General features: G+C 72.2%; 19 protein-coding genes. 1 reads left to right on the forward strand and 18 read right to left on the reverse strand.

The features are described 5' to 3' along the window. Positions 1-24 precede the first annotated feature (24 nt). The gene (gene aroB, locus ACFYP0_RS17100) at positions 25-1,104 is read right to left on the reverse strand and encodes a 3-dehydroquinate synthase (RefSeq protein WP_386996661.1); all 1,080 of its coding nucleotides are present in this window, start codon (positions 1,102-1,104) and stop codon (positions 25-27) included. 10 nt (positions 1,105-1,114) lie between these two features. Further along, positions 1,115-2,113, reverse strand: coding sequence for a helix-turn-helix transcriptional regulator (locus ACFYP0_RS17105; RefSeq protein ID WP_124853880.1), 999 nt, complete (start codon positions 2,111-2,113; stop codon positions 1,115-1,117). A 79-nt stretch (positions 2,114-2,192) separates the two neighbouring features. Here ACFYP0_RS17105 and ACFYP0_RS17110 point away from each other — a divergent pair, with 79 nt between their 5' ends. Continuing rightward, the gene (locus ACFYP0_RS17110) at positions 2,193-2,921 is read left to right on the forward strand and encodes an alpha/beta fold hydrolase (protein WP_124853881.1); all 729 of its coding nucleotides are present in this window, start codon (positions 2,193-2,195) and stop codon (positions 2,919-2,921) included. Positions 2,922-3,085: 164 nt separating this feature from the next. Here the strand turns inward: ACFYP0_RS17110 and ACFYP0_RS17115 are convergent, their stop codons facing one another. The 16 genes from ACFYP0_RS17115 to ruvX all read right to left on the reverse strand — a co-directional run bounded on the left by ACFYP0_RS17115 (position 3,086) and on the right by ruvX (position 21,445). Beyond that, entirely contained in the window at positions 3,086-3,589 is a 504-nt protein-coding gene (locus ACFYP0_RS17115; RefSeq protein WP_210787518.1) for a shikimate kinase, read from the reverse strand. Then, positions 3,589-4,767, reverse strand: coding sequence for a chorismate synthase (gene aroC / locus ACFYP0_RS17120; protein ID WP_091401884.1), 1,179 nt, complete (start codon positions 4,765-4,767; stop codon positions 3,589-3,591). Before aroC ends, ACFYP0_RS17115 begins: the two co-directional genes overlap by 1 nt. Before the next feature lie 94 nt (positions 4,768-4,861). Beyond that, on the reverse strand, positions 4,862-5,785 hold the full coding sequence (locus tag ACFYP0_RS17125) for a glycosyltransferase family 2 protein (protein ID WP_386996667.1): 924 nt from the start codon (positions 5,783-5,785) through the stop codon (positions 4,862-4,864). After that, positions 5,782-6,456, reverse strand: coding sequence for a glycosyltransferase (locus tag ACFYP0_RS17130; RefSeq protein ID WP_124859581.1), 675 nt, complete (start codon positions 6,454-6,456; stop codon positions 5,782-5,784). Before ACFYP0_RS17130 ends, ACFYP0_RS17125 begins: the two co-directional genes overlap by 4 nt. Further along, the gene (locus ACFYP0_RS17135) at positions 6,453-6,932 is read right to left on the reverse strand and encodes a UDP-N-acetylglucosamine--LPS N-acetylglucosamine transferase (RefSeq protein WP_091401878.1); all 480 of its coding nucleotides are present in this window, start codon (positions 6,930-6,932) and stop codon (positions 6,453-6,455) included. Before ACFYP0_RS17135 ends, ACFYP0_RS17130 begins: the two co-directional genes overlap by 4 nt. 214 nt (positions 6,933-7,146) lie before the next feature. Then, the gene (locus tag ACFYP0_RS17140) at positions 7,147-8,409 is read right to left on the reverse strand and encodes a hypothetical protein (RefSeq protein ID WP_386996670.1); all 1,263 of its coding nucleotides are present in this window, start codon (positions 8,407-8,409) and stop codon (positions 7,147-7,149) included. Then, positions 8,406-9,308, reverse strand: a complete 903-nt coding sequence (locus ACFYP0_RS17145) for a sulfotransferase domain-containing protein (RefSeq protein ID WP_112668645.1) — start codon at positions 9,306-9,308, stop codon at positions 8,406-8,408. Before ACFYP0_RS17145 ends, ACFYP0_RS17140 begins: the two co-directional genes overlap by 4 nt. 8 nt (positions 9,309-9,316) lie before the next feature. Beyond that, the gene (locus tag ACFYP0_RS17150) at positions 9,317-10,954 is read right to left on the reverse strand and encodes a lipopolysaccharide biosynthesis protein (RefSeq protein ID WP_386996672.1); all 1,638 of its coding nucleotides are present in this window, start codon (positions 10,952-10,954) and stop codon (positions 9,317-9,319) included. Then, positions 10,951-12,240, reverse strand: coding sequence for an O-antigen ligase family protein (locus ACFYP0_RS17155; protein ID WP_386996675.1), 1,290 nt, complete (start codon positions 12,238-12,240; stop codon positions 10,951-10,953). Before ACFYP0_RS17155 ends, ACFYP0_RS17150 begins: the two co-directional genes overlap by 4 nt. Positions 12,241-12,308: 68 nt before the next feature. After that, positions 12,309-13,907, reverse strand: coding sequence for a lipopolysaccharide biosynthesis protein (locus ACFYP0_RS17160; protein ID WP_386996678.1), 1,599 nt, complete (start codon positions 13,905-13,907; stop codon positions 12,309-12,311). Beyond that, entirely contained in the window at positions 13,900-14,451 is a 552-nt protein-coding gene (locus ACFYP0_RS17165; RefSeq protein ID WP_124857590.1) for an acyltransferase, read from the reverse strand. Before ACFYP0_RS17165 ends, ACFYP0_RS17160 begins: the two co-directional genes overlap by 8 nt. Positions 14,452-14,546: 95 nt before the next feature. Then, the gene (locus tag ACFYP0_RS17170) at positions 14,547-16,484 is read right to left on the reverse strand and encodes a hypothetical protein (protein WP_386996681.1); all 1,938 of its coding nucleotides are present in this window, start codon (positions 16,482-16,484) and stop codon (positions 14,547-14,549) included. A 221-nt stretch (positions 16,485-16,705) separates the two neighbouring features. Then, positions 16,706-18,412: a glycosyl hydrolase gene (locus ACFYP0_RS17175; RefSeq protein WP_386996683.1), complete on the reverse strand. Its 1,707-nt coding sequence runs from the start codon at positions 18,410-18,412 to the stop codon at positions 16,706-16,708. Positions 18,413-18,681: 269 nt separating this feature from the next. After that, entirely contained in the window at positions 18,682-19,512 is an 831-nt protein-coding gene (locus ACFYP0_RS17180) for a shikimate dehydrogenase (protein ID WP_386996686.1), read from the reverse strand. 278 nt (positions 19,513-19,790) lie between these two features. Next, entirely contained in the window at positions 19,791-20,987 is a 1,197-nt protein-coding gene (gene mltG / locus ACFYP0_RS17185; protein ID WP_124857578.1) for an endolytic transglycosylase MltG, read from the reverse strand. Continuing rightward, entirely contained in the window at positions 20,987-21,445 is a 459-nt protein-coding gene (ruvX, locus tag ACFYP0_RS17190; RefSeq protein WP_386996688.1) for a Holliday junction resolvase RuvX, read from the reverse strand. Before ruvX ends, mltG begins: the two co-directional genes overlap by 1 nt. Positions 21,446-21,455: the final 10 nt, after the last annotated feature.

The following is a 21,455-nucleotide window of genomic DNA, read 5'->3' on the forward strand; positions in this document are numbered from 1 at the left end:
GCAAACCCAACTCACTCCTCGCGCTCACGGGGTGGCCACCTCGCGGTAGGCGGCCTCCAGCAACGCGTCGTCGGGGCCCTCCAGCATCGCCGGGCGGGCCAGCCCGTCGAGCACCACAAGGCGCAGCCGACTGCCCCGGGTCTTCTTGTCCACCCGCATCGCGGCCAACAGCTGCGGCCAGGCGTCGGCCGGGTAGCTCACCGGCAGGCCCAGAGCGCTCAGCGTGACCCGGTGTCGGTCGGCGGTCGCCGCGTCCAGCCGCCCGGCGAGCCGGGCCAGCGTGGCCGCGTACACCAGACCGACGGCGACGGCGTGACCGTGCCGCCAGCGGTAGCCCTCGTTCTGCTCGATGGCGTGGGCCAGGGTGTGACCGTAGTTGAGCACCTCCCGCAGGCCCGACTCGCGCAGGTCGCCGGCGACCACGTCGGCCTTGACCCGGATGGCCCGCTCGATCAGCTCCCGGCTCACCGGCCCACGGGGGTCGGTGGCGGCCTCCGGGTCGTTCTCGATGAGATCCAGGATCGTCGGGTCGGCGATGAACCCGCACTTGACGACCTCGGCCAACCCGGCCGCCAGGTCGACCGCGGGCAGGCTGTCCAGAGTGGCCAGGTCGGCCAGCACCCCGACCGGCGGGTGGAACGCACCCACCAGGTTCTTGCCGGCGGCCGTGTTGATGCCCGTCTTGCCACCCACCGCGGCATCCACCATGCCCAGCAGCGAGGTCGCCACCGGCACCCAACGCACACCCCGCAACCAGCAGGCCGCGACGAAGCCGGCCAGGTCGGTCACCGCGCCGCCGCCCACCCCGACCACCGCGTCGGTACGGGTGAAGCCGGCCGCTCCGAGCCGGTCCCAACAGGAGGCGGCCACCTCGATGTGCTTCCCCGACTCGGCGTCGGGCACCTCGATCGGCAGTGGCTCGACGCCGGCCGCGCGCAGGCGTTCGCCGAGCGCGTCCGCGAGGGCCTTGAGCGGAGGCGCGTGCAGCACCGCCACCCGGGTCGCGCCGGGCAGCAGGCCAGGCAGCGCACCCAGCAGGTCACGTCCCACCAAGACGTCGTACGGCCGCTCGCCGCCGACCGGAATTCGGGTCACCTCGTCCATCGCCGGCAGCCTAGTCCAGCGGGCGGCGCGGGGAGGGCGGCTGTCCACCTGCTGGCCGAGCGGCCCAGTCCGCCAACCGGCTGGCGTGTTCGGCCACTGCGGCACGCAGCGCGTCCGGATGCCGCACGGTGAACGGACACCCCATCCCGGCGAGCATCGCCGCCATCCCGGGCAGGCTCTCCGCTCGGGCCCGCAGCAGCACCCCGTCGGTGGTGGCGGTCAACTCGGCCACGCTGGGCGGGATGCGGCGGCGGGCGGCGACCAGGTCGGTCTCCAGCACGACCTCCACCTCGTGCGTGTACGGCACGCCGGCCAGCGACCGGGTCACCCAGGCCACCGCCTCGAAGCCGTCCGGCACGGTGAACGTCGCCACGCCGGGCGTCACCGCGCCGATCCGGTCCAGTCGGAAGGTGCGGATCTCCCCGCGCCGGTGGTCGTGGCCGGTGACGTACCAACGGCCGGCGTGGAAGACCAGCCCGTACGGGTCGAGTTCGCGGTGCGACTGCTCGCCCCGCCAGGAGCGGTAGTCCAGCGCCACGCGCTGCCGGTGCCGGGTGGCCGACGCCAGTGCGAGCAGGGTGCCGGACGCCGGTCCGCGCTCCGGCTCCGGACGACGCAGGGTGAAACCCAGGTGCTCCTGGACGGCGGCGAGCCGGTCGGCGAGCGCCGCCGGCAGCACCCGGCGGATCTTCGCCAGCGCGCTGGCGGTGGCGGGCTGCTCGGTGGCGAGCCCGACCCGTTCGGCGACGACGAGGCCGAGCAGCACCGCCACCGCCTCGTCGTCGGTGAGCATCAGCGGCGGCAGCTTGTAACCGGAGTGCAGCCGGTAGCCGCCGTGGCGGCCCCGGTCGGCGGTGACGGGAATGCCCAGCTCCACAAGTGTGGTCGCGTACCGGCGCACGGTCCGCTCGTCCACCCCGAGGTGGCCGGCGAGTTCGGCGGCCGTCGACCGGTGCCGGGTCTGCAGCAGTTCGAGCAGAGCCAGCACCCGCCCCGCGGGATGTGACACGGGCCACTCCTTCAAACCGGGCGGATCCTGTCCGGAATAGATCGTACGGTCTGTCGGTAGCCGAGAGAAGGAGCCACAGATGGCGACATTCGTGCTGGTGCCGGGATTCTGGCTGGGTGCCTGGGCGTGGCGGGACGTGACCGTCGCGCTGCGGTCGCAGGGGCACGAGGTCCATCCGATGACGCTGACCGGGGTGGCCGAACGCGACCACCTCGCCGGGCCGGAGGTCAGCCTGGACACGCACACCACCGACATCGTCCGACTGATCGAGGTCGAGGACCTGCGCGACGTACTGCTGGTCGGGCACTCCGGCGGGGGGATGCCGGCCGCCCAGGCGGTGGACCGCATCCCGGACCGGATCGCCCGGATCGTCTACGTGGAGAGTGGGCCGTTGCCGGACGACACGGCGCAGTTCGACACGCTGCCGCCGGAGGAGCAGCAGCGGTTACGCGCCGCGATCGGCACCGGGCACCTGCTGCCGCCGCCGGCCTGGGACCCGGCCGCCGACCCGACCAACCTGGCCGGCCTGGACGAGCCGACGCTCGCGCTGCTGCGCACCCGGGCCACCCCGCAACCTCTGCGGGCCGCCACCGACCCGGTCCGACGCACCGGCGGGCGCCCGGTGCCGACCGCGCTGGTCGCCAGCACCTTCCCGCTCAGCGTGGTGCGGCAGATGATCCAACAGGAGCATCCGTTCTTCACCGGCCTGGCCGACGGCCAGCTGCACGAGCTGCCCACCGGGCACTGGCCGATGCTCAGCGAGCCGAAGGCCCTGTCCGACGTCCTGGACCTGATCGCCCAAACCTGACCCCCTGCCCCCCTGCCCCCGCGCCCCGGCCCCACCCCTCCTGCGCCGATCTTGCACTTCCTGTTGTCGAAATGCGGTGAATGCCCCTTAAGCCGGAGCAGCAAGTGCAAGATCGGCGCAAGGGGGGTGGGGGCGCGGGGGCGCGGGGGCGCGGGGGGCTGACGTCAGCGCGGGAGCAGGGCCGCGACGTCCGCGACGACCTGCGCCGGGGCTCGGCCGTCGGTGACCACCGTCTCGGTGGCGACCTCGGCGTAGAGCGGCCGGCGCTGGTCCAGCAGGTGTTTGAGGGTGGCCCGTGGGTTGATCGCCAGCAGCGGCCGGCCGGCGCCGAGCCCGACCCGCCGCACCGCGTCGGGCAACTCGACCGAGAGGTGCACCACCCGGTGCCCGATCAGGGCCGCCCGGGTCTCCTCGGCCAGCACCGCGCCGCCGCCAAGGGCGAGCACACCCGTGCCGCCGGCCAGCGCCGCGGCCACGGCGGCCCGTTCCAGGGTACGGAAGTGCGCCTCACCCTCGTCGATGAAGATCTCCGGGATCGGCTTCCCGGCCATCTGCTCGATGTCGGTGTCGGTGTCGCGGAACTCCACACCGAGGGTGGCGGCGAGCGCCCGCCCGACGGTGGTCTTGCCGCAGCCGGGCGCGCCGACCAGCACGACGACCGGTGCCATCAGCGGATGACCAGCGCGTCGAGGTACCCGGCCAGGTTGCGGCGGATCTCGGCGATCGAGTCGCCGCCGAACTTCTCGGTGGCCGCCTCGGCCAGCACCAGCGCCACCATCGCCTCGGCGACCACCGCCGCGGCGGGCACCGCGCAGACGTCGGAGCGCTGGTTGATCGCGGTGGCCGGCTCGCCGGTGGTGACGTCCACGGTGGCCAGCGCCCGGTTCAGCGAGGAGATCGGCTTCATCGCGGCGCGGACCCGCAGCGGCTCGCCGGTGGTGATGCCACCCTCCAGCCCGCCGGCCCGGTCGGTGACCCGACGGACGCCGGTGGCCGACGGAATGATCTCGTCGTGCGCCTCGGAGCCGCGGGAACGGGCCTGCTGCCAGCCATCGCCGATCTCCACGCCCTTGATCGCCTGAATGGACATCAGCGCGGTGGCCAGCCGGGCGTCGAGCTTGCGGTCCCACTGCACGTGGCTGCCCAGCCCCGGTGGCACCCCGTACGCCAGCACCTCGACCACGCCGCCGAGGGTGTCGGCGGCCTTCTTCGCGGCATCGACCTCGGCGACCATCAGGGCGCTGGCCTCCGGGTCGAGGCAGCGCAGCGGGTCGGCGTCGATCCGGGCCGTGTCGGACGGCGTGGGACGCAGCCCGGGCTTCGCGGCCACCGGGCCCAGCTCGACGACGTGCGAGACGATCTCGATGCCGAGCGCCTGACGGATGAGCGCCTTGGCGACCGTGCCGACGGCCACCCGGGCGGCGGTCTCCCGGGCGCTGGCGCGTTCCAGGATCGGCCGGGCGTCGGTGTGGCCGTACTTCTGCATGCCGGCCAGGTCCGCGTGGCCCGGCCGGGGACGGGTCAGCGGGGCGTTACGGGCCTGCCGGGCCAGCTCGTCGGGGTCGACCGGGTCGGCGGCCATCACGGTCTGCCACTTCGGCCACTCGGAGTTGCCGACCCGGATCGCCACCGGGCTGCCCAGGGTCACGCCGTGCCGCAGGCCGCCGAGCAGCTCGACCTCGTCCCGCTCGAACGACATCCGGGCACCCCGCCCGTAGCCCAGCCGTCGACGGGCCAGCTCGTCGGCGATCTCGGTGGTGGTCACCTCAATGCCGGCCGGCACCCCCTCCAACATCGCGACGAGGGCGGGACCGTGCGATTCACCTGCAGTCAACCAGCGCAACACAGCGGTCAGTCTGTCACGGGGGGCCACCGGCGCGGCGCGCTCCCCGTCGCGTCCCGCCCAGCGGACGCCGCCGCCCGCTCACGCGGGCGGCGGCTCAGATCCCTCGACCGCGCTTGTGCAGGGTGCGCAGCACCGCGTCGGCCCGGACCACCCGACCGGCGACGGCGAGGGCCAGGTAGGCGCGTGGCTCGCGGGGGTTGCTCCGCAGGGTGCGCCGGGCCCAGCGCAGCGCGCCCCGGCGGTCGCCGGAGGCGGCCTGGGCGAAGGCGATCTGCCCGGCGACACGGGCCTCGCCGGCCGGTTGACTGGCGAACTCCGGGTAACGCTGGAGCAACCACTGCAACGCCTCGGAGATGGTGTCCCACCGCTGCGCGAAGTACGAGCGCTTGTGCCAGCGGACCAGCACCGACGGCGTCCGCAGGTTGATCAGCGGCGCGCTGCGCGCGGCCCGCAGCAGGAACTCGTAGTCCTCCGCGTAGCTGCCCGGGATCTCCTCGTCGACCAGCCCGAACCCGTTGCGCAGCGCGGTGGCGCGGATGAGGAAGGTCGACGGGTGCAGCTCCGTCATCCGGTCGCGCAGCAGGTCGTCCAGGGTGATCCGGTCCTTGTCGAGCACCCGGTCGACGGTGTGCCCGTCGTAGTTGACCCGGATGCCGCAGCAGACGAATTCAGCGGCCGGATCGCCGGCCAGCGCGTCGACCTGGGCGGCCAGCTTGGCGGGCAGCCACTCGTCGTCGTCGTCGCAGAACGCGACCAGCTCGCCCCCGGCCGCGAGGGTGCCGCTGTTGCGCGCACCGGCCAACCCGGGGGTACGGGCGTTGCGGATCACCCGCACCACGCGGGCCGGGCCGCTCCCCAGCTCGGTCAGCGACTCGTCCGGCGCGGACTGGTCGAACACCACGACGACCTCGATCAGGCCCGGGTAGTCCTGTGCCAGGATCGCGCGCACCGCGGCCCGCAGCAGCTCGGGGCGGTCCCGGGTGGGCACCACGACGCTGACGGTCGGCTGCTGGGTCATCGAATCTCCTTCGTACCCGGGCGCGGCCGGGACCAGGCCCGCCGCCGGGGTGGGCGCGGGATCGAACGGGCCACCAGGTCGTCGACGATCTGCCCGACCCGGGCCACCGCCGCCCGTCGTGCCTCGTGTGCCTCCGGGTCGGCGGCCACCGCGTACCGGGACGGGTCGGCCACCCCGGCGGCCAACGCGTCGTGCAGGGCCTCCCGGGTCTCGCACAGCGCCACCAGCCCGGCGGCGCCGAGCCGGCGGGCGAAGAGGAGCTGGTGGTTGTCGACGTGCTCACCGCGAGCCGGATCGCGGGGCACCACGATCGGCAGGTGGCCGTGCCGGCGGGCCTCCAGAATGGTCGCCGGGCCACCGTGGCAGACCACCAGGTCGGCATCGATCATCGCCTGCTGCAACGCGTCGTGGCCGAGGAACGGCACCGCGCCGCTCAGCTGGGGCGCGGTGGTGTGCCCGTGCTGCACGGTCAGCCCGATCGGGCCGGCGGCCTGCGCGTGCCACTGCGCCAACCAGTCGACGAGCCGGTCGAAGGGGTGCTTGTCGGTGCCCACCGCGACCAGCAGTCGGAGCTGGGCGACCGCCGAGCTGTCGCGCTGGCGCGGCAGGCGTGCCGCCTCGGTGGCCGGCCGGGGTTGCGGACGCCGGGCGGTGCCCGTCTCCCCGGTCACAGCAGCGTCCCGACGACGGTCGCCTCGGGGTACTGCCGGCGCTGCTCATCCCACTGCACGAGCATCGCGGACAGGAACGGCCGGCAGAGCCGAGCGGTCAACGTCGGGGTGTCGATCCGGTCGTACACCTCGATGTAGACGGTCGGGATGCGCCGCAGCCGGGCCAGCACCACGAACGGCACCGCGACCCCGGCTCCGGTGGTGACCACGGCGGCGACCCGCCGGGCCCGCAGCACCTGCCAGGCCAGCAGCGCGTTGCGCAGCAGGTTCGGCACGTTGCGCGTGGTCGGGTGGTGCGCCGGCACCAGGTCCTCGCCGGCCAGCAGCGACACCGCCTCCGGGGTGTCGAAGGTGACCCAGCAGCGCCGCCACTGTTCGTACCAGGGCCGCAGGGCCAGTAGTTGGGCCAGATGGCCGCCGCTGGAGCCGACCAGCAGCAGCACCGGCGCCCCACTGTCGTCGTTGTTCGTGTCCACGCGACTCCCCACAAGTTCGCTTGGAATTTCAGTTCACGCCAGGCAGAAGCAGATCACACGATTCCCGGTCGTTGAATAGCGCGACCGGCCGAGATGACGATCTCCACAGCGGGCGGTGCGGCGCACCGAACGTCCGAGGTCCATCGATAGTCGTCACCACCTGCGATTATGTCGTCACTCTGCGGCGCACCGCCGCCGCCGCGATTCCTCCAGATCAGCCGCTATGTCTTTTCTCGATGACGTCCAGGAGTGCGGGATGCAGGGCGGGGTTCCAGCCCGCGCCCGCGTCGGCCAACCGCCACGTCCGCAACCACATCTCCACCAGGTACGCGTCGGCGACGAGCCGGCGCTGCGCGGCGTCGAGGCCGAGCCGCTCGCCGTGCCGGCTCAGATATCCGTCCACGGCCACCGCGGCGGCGGCGGCCGGCTCCCCGCGCAGCACGAGGGCCCGCTGGAACGCGTCGTGCGCCAGGTCGAAGCCGACCGGCACGTCCGGACCGCTGTGCTCCCAGTCCCAGGCGACCAACCGGCCGGCGTGCCAGCCCAGGTTCCACGGCACCCAGTCACCATGCCAGTGACCGAACTCGACGCTGGTGTCGCCATGCCGGCGGGCCAACGCCGAGACCGCGGCGACCGCCCGCGCACCGGCCGGCTCGGTCGCGGCGGCCCGGCCGGCCTGATCGGCCAGCCGGCGCAGGAAGGTCGAGTCGGCCAGCGGTCGAGGTGTGCCCGCCGGGCCGCCCCGCCGGGCGACCGCGAGCAGCGCCGCGATCCGGGGCGGGTCATCCACCGGCACACCGCGTACCGCCGGGGGCAACGGCTCGATCACCGCGACCACCTGACCCGCCCACGACGTCTCGGTGAGCAGCCGCGGCGGCGTCGGATGGTCGGCGACGCCCACCACCTCGCGCAACGCCCGCAGCGCCGCCGCCTCCGCGCCGACCAGCGCGCGGGTCGCGTCGTTCCAGCCGATCTTCGCGTAGCCCCGCGGACGCCCGTCGGCACTGAAGAGTTGCAGCGTGGGCTTGCCGTTCGGGTCGGGTGGGCGGACCCCGAACGCGGCCAGCAGCGGCGTGTCACCCAGGTCGGCGGAGAGCCGCTCGCTCAGCAGCAACTCCGCGGCCGGCACCCCGGCCGGCACCGAGACGGTCAACGTGGGAAAGGGCGCGAGCCCCACCCGACCGAACCGGGCCATCCCACCGAGCACCGCCCGCAGCGCGCGCACCTTCGGTGGCCGCAGGGCGTTGTACGCCAACAGGGACGCCGCCCCGGCCCGGGGCGCGCCCAACGGCACCAGGAACCGGGCCCGGGCGATCGACGGCACGACCGCGTACCGGGCCACCGCCTGGTGACCGGCCGGCGGGGCGCCGGCCACGGTCAGGCCGACCCGGTCGTCCGGGAAGACCGCGCGGCTCACCCAACCCAGGCCGTCCACCCGCGAACGCGGGTCGGGGGCCGGGCCCACCCCTGTCGTCACGCCGCCCGGTCCGCCCAGTCGAGGTCCAGCCCGAGCCGTTGACGCAACGCGTCGTTGTACGGCCGGTAGTAGTCGGTCAGCTCAGCGCGCACGCTCGGCTCCAGCGGTGCCGAGCGCCGATCGTTGTAGACCTTGAAGTTGGGGAGGTCGTACGCCGGCAGACCGAGGAAGTCCAGGGTGCGTCGGTAGGTCGCCCGCGAGTCGCGGTACAGGTCCTCGCTGGGCAGGAAGAGGATCTGCTCCCGGGCGAAGCGCTCCAGCCACGGCTCCAGGTGCTCCAGGTAACGCCCCCGGGCCCGGTACGTGTACCAGTCGTACGGCTCACTGAACGACTCCGGCTCGGCGATCAACCGCTCCCGCTCCCCCGCCGTGCGTTCCGGCTCGGCAGCGAGGGCGGCGGCGAAGTCCAGTGGTTCGATGCCGTGGGTGCGGCGTTCCTTCCAGTGCGAGTACGCCCGCTCCACCGGGTCCCGCAGCAGCACGATGAGCTTCACCGTCGGCATCAGCGCGGCGACCCGCTGCGCGGCGAGCGGGTGGAACATGTACAGCGGGGCCGCCTCACCGACCCGGACCGGGCCGCCGTGCCGCTTGGCCAGGGCCTCGCGCTGCCGCTCGGTCGGGAAGTGCGAGCGGTACCAGGCTTCGCCGCGACCCCAGTGCTCCTCGAAGTAGTGCGCCGACTTCGTGTTCCACGCGGGAAAGAGCCGGGGCACCAACGGGTGCTGGATCAGGTAGTTCCACAGGGAGGTGGTGCCACCCCGTTTGGTCCCGATGATCAGGAAGTCCGGCAGCGGCCGGCGGTCGCTGGTGCGAACGCCGTAGTCGACAAGCGACTCCTTCACCCGGGTGGTCACCTGGGTCGGAACCAACTGCTTGACCCGGTCACGGATGGACACCACGACGAACCTCACCTGCCTCTCGTCGATGCCGAGGTGGACTCGGCGACCGTGGCCGCGTTGTCCCCTCCACGGATCTGCCTCATGGTCCCCCGGATGCCGGCGCGCACCCGGGGCAACGTCAACATGCCGACGCAGCCGGTCAGCAGCACCGCCAAGGCCACCGCCAGGCCGGGCAGGCCGCGACCGCCCACCAGCACGCCGGCCCCGGCGGCCAGGCCCACACCGGCGATCGTGGCCGCCGCGGCACGCACCATCGCGGCGTCGAACAGTGGCTCCCGAACCACCGACCGGGCGAATCCGGCAGCGGTGAGGTTCTCGGTGGCGATGCCGGCCGCCCAGGCCACCGCCGCGCCCGTCGCGCCGTGGTGGGGGATCAGCCAGAGACCCAGCGAGACGGTCATCGTCAACCCGGCCACGGTGGCGACCAGGTGCAGCCCGCTGCGCCCGCCCATCAGGAGCAGGCTCTGCACGTTGCCCACTCCGGTGTTGACCAGCATCGCCAGCGCGAGCACCGTCATCGCCGGCACACCGGCGGTGAACTCCGGCCCGAACAGCTGGAGGAAGGCCAGCGCGAAGACCGCCAGCAGCAGATACACCGGCCAGGAGAGCACCAGCCCCCAGGTGGTCAACTGCCGGTGCACGGCCGCCGCCGCGGCCCGCTCGCCCCGCCCGAGCAGCCGGGACAGCTGCGGCGACACCGCCACCCGCAGCCCCTGCATGGCCAGTTGACCGGCCAGCACGTACCGCCCGACGGCGCCGAACACACCGGCGTCCGCCGGCCCGGCCAGCACCGAGGTGAGAAGTACACCCACCCACATGCTGCCGGCGTCGATGGCCGCCGAGGCGGCCCGGGGCAGCGCGAAGCGCCAGAACGTGGACCAGTCGGCGCGGTGCGGACGCAGCGCCGCGCCCCGGCCCAGCCCGAGCGGGCCGGCGACGAGGGTGAGACAGGCCAGCAGCGCCAACGCCGCCGGCACCAACCAGCCGGTCATGCCGGCGAGCAGGCCACCACCCGCCAAGGCGGCCCCGCCGACCAGCACCGGGCGGGCGACCGGCAGAAGCAGGAACTGCACCCCGACGTACGCCCGGATGGGCCGCACGCAGCGCAGCGTGGCCAGCAGCAGGGTCATCGCGACCACCACCGGCACCGCGGCGAACGTGACGGTGAGCAGCGCGTCGCCGCTCGCGCCGGAGCCGCGCAGCAGCCGGGGCGCGAGGGCGTCGGCGGCCAACACGCCCGCGCCGGCGACCAGCAGCCCGGTCAGCAGCGGCGGGATCAGCGCCACCGGGAGCACCCGGGCGGCGTCACCGCGCACGCCGGCGCTGCGGCGGGGCAGGGCCCACATCAGACCGGTCTCCGCGCCGAGCGTGCAGATCGCTGTGGCCACGGTGACGACCCCGATCGCGGCGAAGAACGCGCCCGCCCCGGCCGGGCCGTAACCCCGGGTGATCACGACCGCCAGCACGAACCCGAACAAGCCACTGGTGGCCGCGCCGAGCAGTCCGGCCACGCCGCTACGCGCGCTGCGGCGGGTCTCGGCCGAGCCGCCGTCCCCGGCCGCCGACGGCGCGGCCTGATCCTCGGCGAGGGCGGGCGTCGGCCGGCCCTCGTCGGCACCGGCCGACGGTCGGGTCGCGGCGGTCACGCGGGCACCGGAGCGGTCCGCGCGGGCGGCGACGACCCGGCCAGCCGGGTCAGCCGTTCGCGTTCGGTAAGCGCCATCGCGAAGGCCACCGCGAAGAACGCGACCGCCAGGTTCTGGTTCGCCATGCCGTAGAACGGGACCTGCACGAGGCAGACCACCGGCACCACCGCCAGCCACTGCCCGGCCGCCGACGTCGCCCGCGCGCAGATCACCGCTGCGGCGACGAACCACGCCAGGAAACAGATGAGCGCGGGTACGCCGTGGCTGAACAGCACCATCCACAGCTGCCCCTGGGTGCCGATCGGCGCAGCCGCCGACACGGTGTCGACGTTCACCGGTGCGCCGTAGCCCAACCAGGGAGACTCCTGCACCCGGCGGATCACCTCGCTGTAGAGCGAGAGCCGATCGGTGTTGGTGTCGCTGGAGTCGACCCGCCTGCTGATCAGCTCGGTGATCGGGATGAACAACGTGGCCAACCCGCCAATCACCACGACCCCGACGATGGACGCGGCCACCCGGACGTTGCCGCGCAGGCTGGCCCGCACCCCCAGCACGGCCAGCCCGGCACCGAGGCTGAGGAACATCGCCCGGTTGAGGGTGAGGAACGCCGGCGCCAGCGACAGCGGCAGCGACGCCAGCAGCGCCCAGCGCAGCAGCCCGTGCCGGCGCAGCATCGCGAAGGCCACCACGCAGGGCAGGGTCATCGCGTACGCGCTGCCGTAGTTGTTGGTGTACGCGAACGGCGCGGCCGGCCGATAGATCGGGTTGAGCGAACGGGCACTGTATTCAGCGGTGGTGAGGTGCACCATGTCCTGGATGAACGGGGTGCCGGCCACCCCGCCGGGCAGCAGCACCTCCATCGGGGTCGTCATGGCCAGCCGGGGCACCAGCACCCCGAGCCAGCCCAGCGCCACCAGCCCGAACCAGAACGCGCAGAGCGGGGTGAGCACCGCCACCAGGCTGGCGCGTTCCCGGGCGGCCGCGTAGACGTAGACGCCGACCACCAGCGCGGTCAGGTAGAAGGCAAGCCGCAGGGCGAACGTGAGCAGCGAGGCTGGCGACGACAACTGGGTGGCGCTGACCACCACGATGGCGAGGAAGAGCAGCCAGATGCCGGCCGCCGGCGGCAGCGGCACGCGCCCCCGGGTGAGCAGCAACGCAAACAGCAATGCACCCAGCAGCGGCCAGCCAAGGTAGAACGCACCGAACAGCCACCAGAGCGGCACCAGACCGAACATCATCGACAGCGGCCAGAGCGGCAGTTGCGGCGGCGCGGACGGCGGCACCGGCGCGGGCTCCTGCGGAGCGCCTCCGGGTGGTGGTTCGGTCGCCGGGGCGCGGGTCACCGACACGCTCAGGCCCGGCCGTTTCGGGTGAGCACGAAGCCCAGCGGGGTGACCCCGGCGGCGCGCAGCCGCTCCACCAGACGTCGCAGGTCACTCTGCCGGGTGCGGTCCCGCTCCACGACGACCACCGCGCTGCCCTGCCGGGCCACGGCCACGCCACGCTCGTCGGACTCGGCCGGCGGGGCGTTGAACAGGACCAGGCCGTGGTCCGCGCCCTGCCGCCAGGTGCCGAACCGGACACTGCCCACACCCACGACAACCTCGTCGGGGGTGACGACGCGACTGTTGTCCGGGCGGGCGGACGACACCCTCGGCAGCGTCAGGGTGGCATCGGGGTCGGTGGACGGGCGGGCACCGGGCGGGTGCGGGGAGGGCCGACGGGCGGGCGTGCTCTCCGTGGCGGTACCGACGGCCGGTGTGCTGCCGGCCGGCCGGGGCTTGGGCACCAGCGGCCGGGACGGGTCGATGGGCAGTCGCCCGCGGTCGGCGAGAACGGTCGCCCGTAGCCGCTCGATCCGTCCGCTGTCATCGGCGACGAAGACCTCCCGGCCGTCCACGGCGAGCGCCACGGCGAGCCCGGCGGTGAGCACGGTGGCGTCCTCCCGGGCGGTGACCAGCGCCACCCGGGCCGGCTGCCGGACCCGCTCGGCGACCGCCATCGCCACGTACCGGACGTCGGCGTCGACCGCCCGGGGGCTGCCCCGGAACGCCGGCCGGCGTACGGTGCCGAGCAGGGGAAGGCCGGAGGCCTCCCGGCCGTCGGCGACCGAGCGGACCCGCCGGTCGGTCGACTCCCAGAGGTACGCCAGCACGATGCCGATCAGCGCGCCACCGAGCAGGCCGGCGACCATGTAGAGCGGCCGGTGCCCGGCGGAGGTGACCAGCGCCTTCTCGGCGGTCTGGGTGACCCAGCCGGGGTTGACGTCGACCGCCGCGATCTCGGTACGGGCGGCGTTGAGCTGGGTGAGCTGGTTGTTGATCCCGGCCAGCTCGGCCACCAGCGCGTCACCGGCGGCGGTGTCCTTGGCGGTGTTCGCCCGCTTCTGCAACGCGGTCTGCTGGGCGGCGACCTTGGTGATGCTGGCGTCGTAGGAGCGCAGCATCTCGGCGCGCTGCTGCTCGTACATGGTCCGGCGCACGCTCAGGTAGGCCTCGGCGGCCATGTTGGCGCTCTGCACGGCCTGGTGCGCCTCGCGCGCCTGGTAGGTGAAGCGCAGGATCTGCCCACCGGTGGGCACCTCGACCTCGAGCGCGTCGCGGATGTCCCGCGGGTCGCCGCCGGCCGAGTCGGCGAGCCGCTGCACCACCTCGGTGCCGGTGGCGATGCCGCTCTCCACGTTCATGTTGACCGCGCGGTCGGCGCCCGCGCCGCTGGGGGTGAAGGCGTCGGTCACCACCGGCCGGACCGCGACCACGGCGCTCGCGGACAGCGCCGCCGGCACCAGCAGCACGTAGCCGAGCGCGGCGAGCAGACCGACCATGGCGACGGCCGCCACCAACCGCAACCGGTGCATCGGCACCCGCAGCAGGTCGGTCAGTGTCACGGCACGCGAGGTGCCGGAGGACGGGCCGTCCGTGGGCCAGGGGGCGGGCGCTGCATCAGTCATGGAACTTCTTCACCGTCTGTTGAGGATTACCGACGACCACGACGCCGGGTGGCACGTCGGTGCGGACGACCGTCGCCGCGCCGACGACGCTGTCCCGACCGACCCGCACGCCCTTCAGGACCAGGGCGTGCGCGCCGACCCAGACGTTGTCCTCGAGAACGATCGGGGCACGGGTGAGCGGGCCGGGCGGTGCGTGCCGCTGCTCGGGGGGCAGGTTGTGGAAGTCGTTGTCGAGCAACTCGCAGTCCGACAGGAGGCACCGGTCCCCCACCGTGACCGACGTCCAGGTGCCGATCCAGGTGGCGTTGAGCAGACAGTCCGCACCGACGCGTACCTCACCGGGACCGGCGAAGCGGACGAGTTTGTTCAACCGGGTGCGGTCACCGATGGTCACCCGCACACCGCGCCGCAACCGGATCCGGCCACGGATCTCCACGTCCCGACCGAGCGTCAACCGTCGGTAACGGAGCTGATACCAGCCGCGTTTGACCGCGAAGACCAGACGCACCACGCGTCCCGTTCGGATGCCAGCGGCGCCGAGCAACGACCCTCCCCCACCGTTGCGGGCCGGCGGCGGTGGGTACCGCCACCGGCCCAACGTGAACAATCTACCGATGCTCCGTTACGAACGGTTGACCCTTACTGTACGGAGAAGAATGTCGATGGGGTAGACCAGGACAACTCGGGCGTCGCGCTGCTGATGACCGTCGCCGTGGTGCCGTTGACCACCGCGCTCGGCGCTGCCGTCGGGTCGAACGCCATGCTCCGCAGCGCACCGTCGGTGGAGCCGTAGACGATCCGACCGCCGACCCAGGCCATGCCCCGCACCGTGGACCAGGTCACACCGGTGGTCGGCAGGGCGAACTCGGTGGCACCCAGGTAGTTGCCGTCGATCTCGAAGTAGCGGTAGTAGAGGTTGTTCGCCCCGGTACGGGTGTAGTAGAGCCGGCCGTCGAGGAAGAAGGCACCGGTCAGCAACGCCGGGTTGTACCAGTCGTTGTAGCCGGACGCCTCCCACGGTGAGCCGATCGCGCCCCCGTTGAAGAGCGAGATGTCGATCCGACTGCCGGTGGGCGTGCCGGCCACCGTGTGCGACCAGTAGATCCGGTCGTCCACCCGCCACGTCGCGCCGGCCGCCGTGTACGCGGGCTGGCTGACGCTGGTCGCGGTGCCCAGCTCGGTGCCGTTGAACGGCACCTTCGCCACGGTGCCCGAGGCGGTGCCGAGGTAGAGGTTGCCGGTGGTGGCCGACGGCGGGTTCTTCGGGGTGAAGGTGCGTCCGCCGGCGAGCGGGAACATGCCGAGCCGGCCGTGGTACTCCTCGCCCATGCCATCGGAGTTGTGCCCGAAGTAGAGGCCGTCCGAGCCACGCCAGAGCACCGGCACCGACGAACCCCAGTTGCTGGTGCCCGACGGCATCGAGGCGCTGCCACTACGGCGCGGGTTCCAGTTCACCGGCATGCCGGTCGCCGGAGTGACGGCGGCGATGCCGAGCCGGTCGACAGCGCCCGAGCCGGCGTTGTCGCTGGCGTTCGGGTTGTTGAGCCAGCGGAAGTGCCCGCCCAGGTAGATGACGTTGTCCGCCACCTCGACCGAGGTGATGGTGTCGTTACCGGTGTAGTCGACCCAGGTGGCGAGCAGGCCAGAGCCCCGCGCGGCGGTCTCGAAGCGGACCAGGGCGTCGCAGTACGCGGCCGGCCAGCCGCCGCCGCCGTTGGTGCCGACCACGAACCAGCTGCCGTCGCCACCGAACTTCACGTCCTGCACGTAGTGCACGAAGGTCGTCGGCGCGGCGCACGGCGGAACGAACTTGTCGGTGCTCCAGTCGAGCAGCGTGGGAGTCCCGGAGACATCCACCAACGCCATCTGGTTGCGCGACAGGCCGTTGACGAGCGTGAAGTTGCCGCCGACGACCAGGGTGTCGCCGTCCGGCGCGACGTCGATGGTCCAGACGTACGACGTGGTGCCGTGCCGTCCCACTGTGGCGTCGATGCTGAAGCTCGGGTCGATCGCGCCGGTGGTCGCGTTGAGCCGTCCCAGACCGGCGTGCGCGGTGCCGTTGAGCCAGTTGAACGCACCGGCCACGTACAGCCAGTTGCCGTCCAGCGCCAGGTCACGGACCGTGCCGCCGTCGGAACGCCCGACCCAGCTGTCGATGATCGCGCCGGTCGCCGGGTTGAGCGCCACCAGGTTCTTCCGGGAGACGCCGTTGACGTTCTTGAAGGTGCCGCCGACGATCAGCGTGCCGCCGGGGCCGGCGAGCAGCGTGTTGACCGCGCCGTCGAGCACCGGCAGGAAGGTGGTCGACATGGTCCCGGTGGTCCGGTCGTACGAGAAGAGGTAGCGCTGCGTGACCCACGCGGAACTGGCGGTCTGCCGGAGCTGGGTGAAGCTGCCGCCGACGAAGACCGTGTTGCCCACCTGCGCGAAGGCACGGGTCTCACCGTCTCGGGCGTGCGGAGTCGTGTCGGCGGGGTTCGCCGACACCAGGGTCGCCGTGGCCGGGACCGGTACCACCGCGGCCGACGCGGTCGTGGGCACGCCCAGAGCTGCGGCGATGATCGCCAACGCGACCATCCCCGCCCGAGTACGACGTCGTCCTGCAAAACGCCACAAGTGCGAGAGTTTGGGCACGCTGCGCCTCCAGATTGGATGAGAACCCGAGGTAGCGTGCCTCGTCCAGCCTGGTAAACAAAATCCGCCGATTGGGCGGTGCATGAATCCGCAAGCCGACAGAACGCCGGAGGATCGGCTGCGCGACCCCCGGCGAACGTCGTCCGGTCAGCCCGTTTCGAACGTCAGCGGTTACCTCCGGTGGGTTGCCGCAGATAGGGATCCTGGCCGGCCTTCGCGAAGCCGGCCACCGCCGAGGCGTCGTGGTTCATCGTCATGTCACAGGTCGACGTGCGGTTGGTCATGCCGGCCGAGTTGAAGTAAATGGCCGCCTTGATCTTCGGGTGCGCCTTCAGCGCCGCCGGGAACTCCTGGAACCAGCGCTGCTTGGCACCCAGGTCGGCGGAGTTGAAGTTGGTGCCGAACTCGGCGAGCATCCGGGGCTTGCCGGCGCCGATGCCGTTGTCGTCCAGCCACCGGTAGAAGCCACCGACCGTCGTGCTCGGGCTCTTCCACACCGTGCTGCCGTTGCAGACGTGGAAGTTGTACGGGTCGTAGGCCACCCAGTCGACGTACCGGTCGCCGGGGTACAGGCCGGCGTACCGGGAGTAGTGCCCGGACCAGCCCATCATCGTCCAGACCCAGACCGCGTTGGTCGCACCGGCGTTGGCGAACCGCTCGTGGACGTAGCGCCAGGCCCGGACGAAGTCGGCGTCGCTGCCCTTGTTCGGCTCGTCCTCCGGCTCGTGGTCGAAACCGATGAAGACCGGCACACCGGCGGCCTTGATCCGGCCCGCGACCGCGTCGATGGTGCCGTCCTGCTTGCCGCCGTAGACGTCCGACCACTTGAGGGTGGTGCCGGCGGAGAAGTCACGGGACTCCCAGGCGAAGAACATCAGCCGGCCTTCACGCATCTGCTGCTGCTCGTACATGTCGGGGAAGGCGCCGTTGCTGCCGGCGTTGGAGAAGTCGTGGTAGCGGTGCACGATGTCGAACTTGCGCCCGACCTGAGTCTCCACATCGGTGACGGCCTTGCCGTGGTCCCAGCCGCCGGCCGCCCCGGCGGGCGAGTACATGCCCCACCAGGCGCCACAGGACGGGACGAGCTTGTCCGAGACGGAACCACAGTTGCCGGACGGGAGGGTGCCGCTGGCGCTCGGGGTCGGCGTCCGGGTCGGAGCGATGGTCGGCGACGGCTTGGGCGCCGCGGTGGTCGGCGACGCGCTCGGCGACGGCGGCGGCGCCGGCCGGGTGGTCGTCACCGGCGACGGCCGGGCCCCGAGGTCGTAGCTGATCAGCAGGCCGGGTCGCAGGTCCGTGTTGCGGTTCTCGACCGACGCCCAGTAGATCCGGCTCTCCAGGCCGCTCTGCGCCAACGAGACCGTCCAGGTGCCGTTGCCGGTGACCAGTTTGGAGACGTCCCACTCGTTGAAGCCCTTGGACACGCTGGTCACGCTGTCCAGTGCGGCACCGGCCGGCGTCAGCGGCGGCCGCGACTCGCGGGCGCTCAGCGGTGAGGCGTGCGCCGTCACCGTGGCGGCGAACTGCTGCCAGGCGTGCACCCGCAGCGTCGCCCGGATGTTGACCGCGTTGGCCGGCACCGTGGTCACCGCGAACTCGATGACCGCCTCGCGGCCACCGCGCGGGTTGCCGTCACAGCGCGTCGCGCAGGTGGCCAGCGTCGACTTGGCCGCGTTGTCACCGTCCTGCGACACCGCGGTGGCGGTGGTGTCGGCCGCCGCCCGGATCGACAGGTCGTCGCTGGCCAGCAGCGGCATCATGGTCGCCACGATGCCGGCCACCACCGAACCGCCGACCACGCCGATGGCAATCGCCTTACGTCGGGGTCCGGAGCGGAACCGGGTGATGCGGTGCAGTCCGTGCCTGGTCAAGGAAACTCCCTGTGTCTGCGTCCGTAACGGTGAGCAGCGTATCGATGACCAGGACATGTGGCAGGTAGGACAGTTTTCCGTAAGCGCGTCTTAACCGTCAGCTAAGAAACCGCAGCAGGGAAATCAGGGACTCTGGCCGCAGGTGCGACCGAAGCCCGCCACCCACCTTGCCTGGGGAGCACGCGCGGAGTCAACGGGACGCGTTGGAAGCGCTTCCGGAACGTCTCGCGACCATCGGCGACCGCGCCCGGACCCCTCTGTTCGGTCGGTCAGCCGGCGCGAGCGGCAGTCAGCGCGGCGGCCATCGCCGCCCTCGGCGCGGTGACGCCGGTGAACTGCTCGAACTGCCCGACGGCCTGGGCCAGCAGCAGGTCCAGGCCGGAGACGACCCGGCAGCCGGCCGCATCGGCGGCCGTCGCCAGCGGCGTCGGCCACGGGTCGTAGAGCGCGTCGAAGAACACCGCGCCCGGCCGCCAGGCCACCGCGCCGGCCAGCGGGTCGGCGACCCCCTTCGGCACCGTGGAGACGACCACGTCGGCGGTGGAGAGTTGCCGGGACGCATCGGCCCATGGGGCGGGCGTCAGCGCGACCTCCACCGCGCCGGCCACCGGGCGCAGCTCGTCGACCGCCTCGGGTCGGCGGGCCACCACCGTCACCGACGAGCACGCGAGCTGGGCGGCGGCGGCGAGCGCGGCGCGGGCCGTACCCCCGGCACCGAGCACCGTCACGGCGGCACCGGCGGTCACGCCGGCGTCGGTGAGCACCCGCACCATGCCGGCGACGTCGGTATTGTCCGCATACCAGGAGCCGTCCCGACGGCGTACCAACGTGTTGGCCGCGCCGACGGCGGCGGCGACCGGCGACGCGGCGTCGGCCACGGCGAGCGCCACCTCCTTGCCCGGCATGGTCACCGACAACCCGGCCCACTCCGGGCCCAGGCCGGCGACCAGATCCGGCAGCTCCGCCGCCGCACACTCGATCCGGGTGTACGACCACCCGGTCAGCCCGGCGGCGACGTAACCCGCGGTGTGGATCACCGGGGAGAGGGAGTGCGCGATCGGCTTGCCCAGCACCGCGGCCCTACGGGTCGACACGGTCACCGCCGGTCGCGGCCGGTGGCCCGATCACTGTCGACATCACGTCCCCGCTCTCCCGCGCACGTCGGGATCGACCCTACCCAGCACCCCGGCCCGGGCACCAGGGAACCGGCTCGGCGACCACCCTGGGCGACCGCGTCATCGCTTGACCCACATCGACGTTGGTGAAAGCATTCCGAAGACGGAAGCGCTGATCGAAAAGGGGAAAGGCTCCCTTCCCGACAGCGACCATAATTGCGGTCGCAATGGGAAAGGGAGCCTTTACAGCGTGACCCGGCCGGTCAGATGATGCCGGCCTCCTTGGCCTTGTTCTCGTTGCGCTTGTGCTGCTCGTACGTCTCGGCGAACTCCGAGTGGCCCTCCTTGTCGATGGCCACGAAGTAGAGCCACTTGCCGGGCGGCGTGTCCATCGCCCCTTCCAGGGCCTGCTTGCCGGGGTTGTTGATCGGGGTGGGGATCATGCCCCGCAGCTTGCGGTTGTACGGATTCTTCGGGTCGTCCAGCTCGGCCGCCGTCATCTGCTTGGACGACTTGGTCGGCTTACCGATCGACTCCAGGTAGTAGTTGACCGTGACGTCCATCTCCAGGCAGTTGCAGTCGAACTCGCCGTACACCCGGTTGTAGGCCACCCGGGCAACCTTGCCCAGGTCATCCTTGTTGCCGGCCTCGGCCTGAGCCAGCGACGCCACGATCAGCGCCTCGTACGGGCTGACCTTGCGTTCCTCCTGCACCCGGTCGGCGAACTTCATCTCCACGGTCACCGAGAGGAAGCGGTTCACCATCAGCTTGAGGATGCTCTGGGCCGTGGACTTCGGCGGGATCTCGTATGTGTCCGGGAAGAGGAAGCCCTCGATGGACTTCACGCTCTTCTTGCCGTCGCCGCGCGTGAACCACCACTCCGGGACACCGAGCGCCTCCGGGTCCTTCGCGGCGGCCTGGAAGTCCTTGACCGGGATCTTGGTCTTCTCGGAGAGCAGCTTGTAGATGTTCAAGCTCGTGCGGCCCTCGGGGATGGTCAGCCCGTTGACGATCTTGTTCTTCAGGTCGAGCATCGCGGTCACGGCGCTCGCGCCGCTCATCTGCTTGCGCAGCTTGTACGTGCCCGGCTGGATGTTCTTACTGCGCGACTCGGCCTCGGCCGCCTCGATGAAAGCCTTCTGGCTCTTCACCACGTCGGCCGCGACGAGGGCGTCGGCCATGTCGGCGAGCAGCGCGCCGTTCTTGATCTCGACGGTGATCTCACCGCTCCCGCTGCCGTCGTAGTCGGGGGTGACGAAGTAGTTCTGGATGCGGTCGAAGCCGTAGAACGCGCCGCCGCCGATGCCGCCCAACAGGAGCAGTGCCATCAGCAGGGCCAGGAATGTCTTGCCCCGGCCGCCGCCGCCGGACCCGCCCTTGCGCTTGCGGAAGCCGCGCCGGTGCCGACCCTTCTCCCCCCGCTCCGCTTCGTCGAACCCAAGATCCAGATCGTCGATCATTACGTCCGCCTCCGCTGCGCGTCCAGCCAGCTCTGCAGGATCTCCACCGCGGCCGCCTGATCGACAACCGCACGTTGACGTTTACCTCGGACGCCACGCTCGGCAAGCCTACGAGAAGCGACCACGGTCGACATCCTCTCGTCAGTGAGCGTTACCGGGACAGGCGCTATCACATCGACCAGTCGGTCAGCGTACGCCTTCACATGGACGGCCGCAGGGCCATGCTTGCCGGCGAGATTGACCGGAAGACCGACGACAACCCCGACGGCCTCGTGCTCGGCCACCAACGCGGCCAGCTCGGCGAGGTCGCTCGGCACCGCGTCCGGCGCCGCCGTGAGATCGCGGGCCAGGGTGACCAGCGGCGTTGCCAAGATCCCGTCCGGATCCGAGCGGGAGACACCCACCCGCACCTGACCGACATCCACGCCGATCCGCACACCACGCGTCAGGTCAGCCACCGACGGTCAC

Source organism: Micromonospora arida, from assembly GCF_042873195.1.
Classification (GTDB): Bacteria; Actinomycetota; Actinomycetes; order Mycobacteriales; family Micromonosporaceae; genus Micromonospora; species Micromonospora arida.

Coding starts and splice junctions, on each gene's coding strand:
- ACFYP0_RS17110 (WP_124853881.1), top strand. CDS start 2,193: ATGGCGACATTCGTGCTGGTGCCGGGATTCTGGCTGGGTGCCTGGGCG.
- ACFYP0_RS17115 (WP_210787518.1), bottom strand. CDS start 3,589: ATGGCACCGGTCGTCGTGCTGGTCGGCGCGCCCGGCTGCGGCAAGACC.
- aroB (WP_386996661.1), bottom strand. CDS start 1,104: ATGGACGAGGTGACCCGAATTCCGGTCGGCGGCGAGCGGCCGTACGAC.
- ACFYP0_RS17125 (WP_386996667.1), bottom strand. CDS start 5,785: ATGACCCAGCAGCCGACCGTCAGCGTCGTGGTGCCCACCCGGGACCGC.
- ACFYP0_RS17170 (WP_386996681.1), bottom strand. CDS start 16,484: ATGGTCGCGTTGGCGATCATCGCCGCAGCTCTGGGCGTGCCCACGACC.
- ACFYP0_RS17160 (WP_386996678.1), bottom strand. CDS start 13,907: ATGACTGATGCAGCGCCCGCCCCCTGGCCCACGGACGGCCCGTCCTCC.
- mltG (WP_124857578.1), bottom strand. CDS start 20,987: ATGATCGACGATCTGGATCTTGGGTTCGACGAAGCGGAGCGGGGGGAG.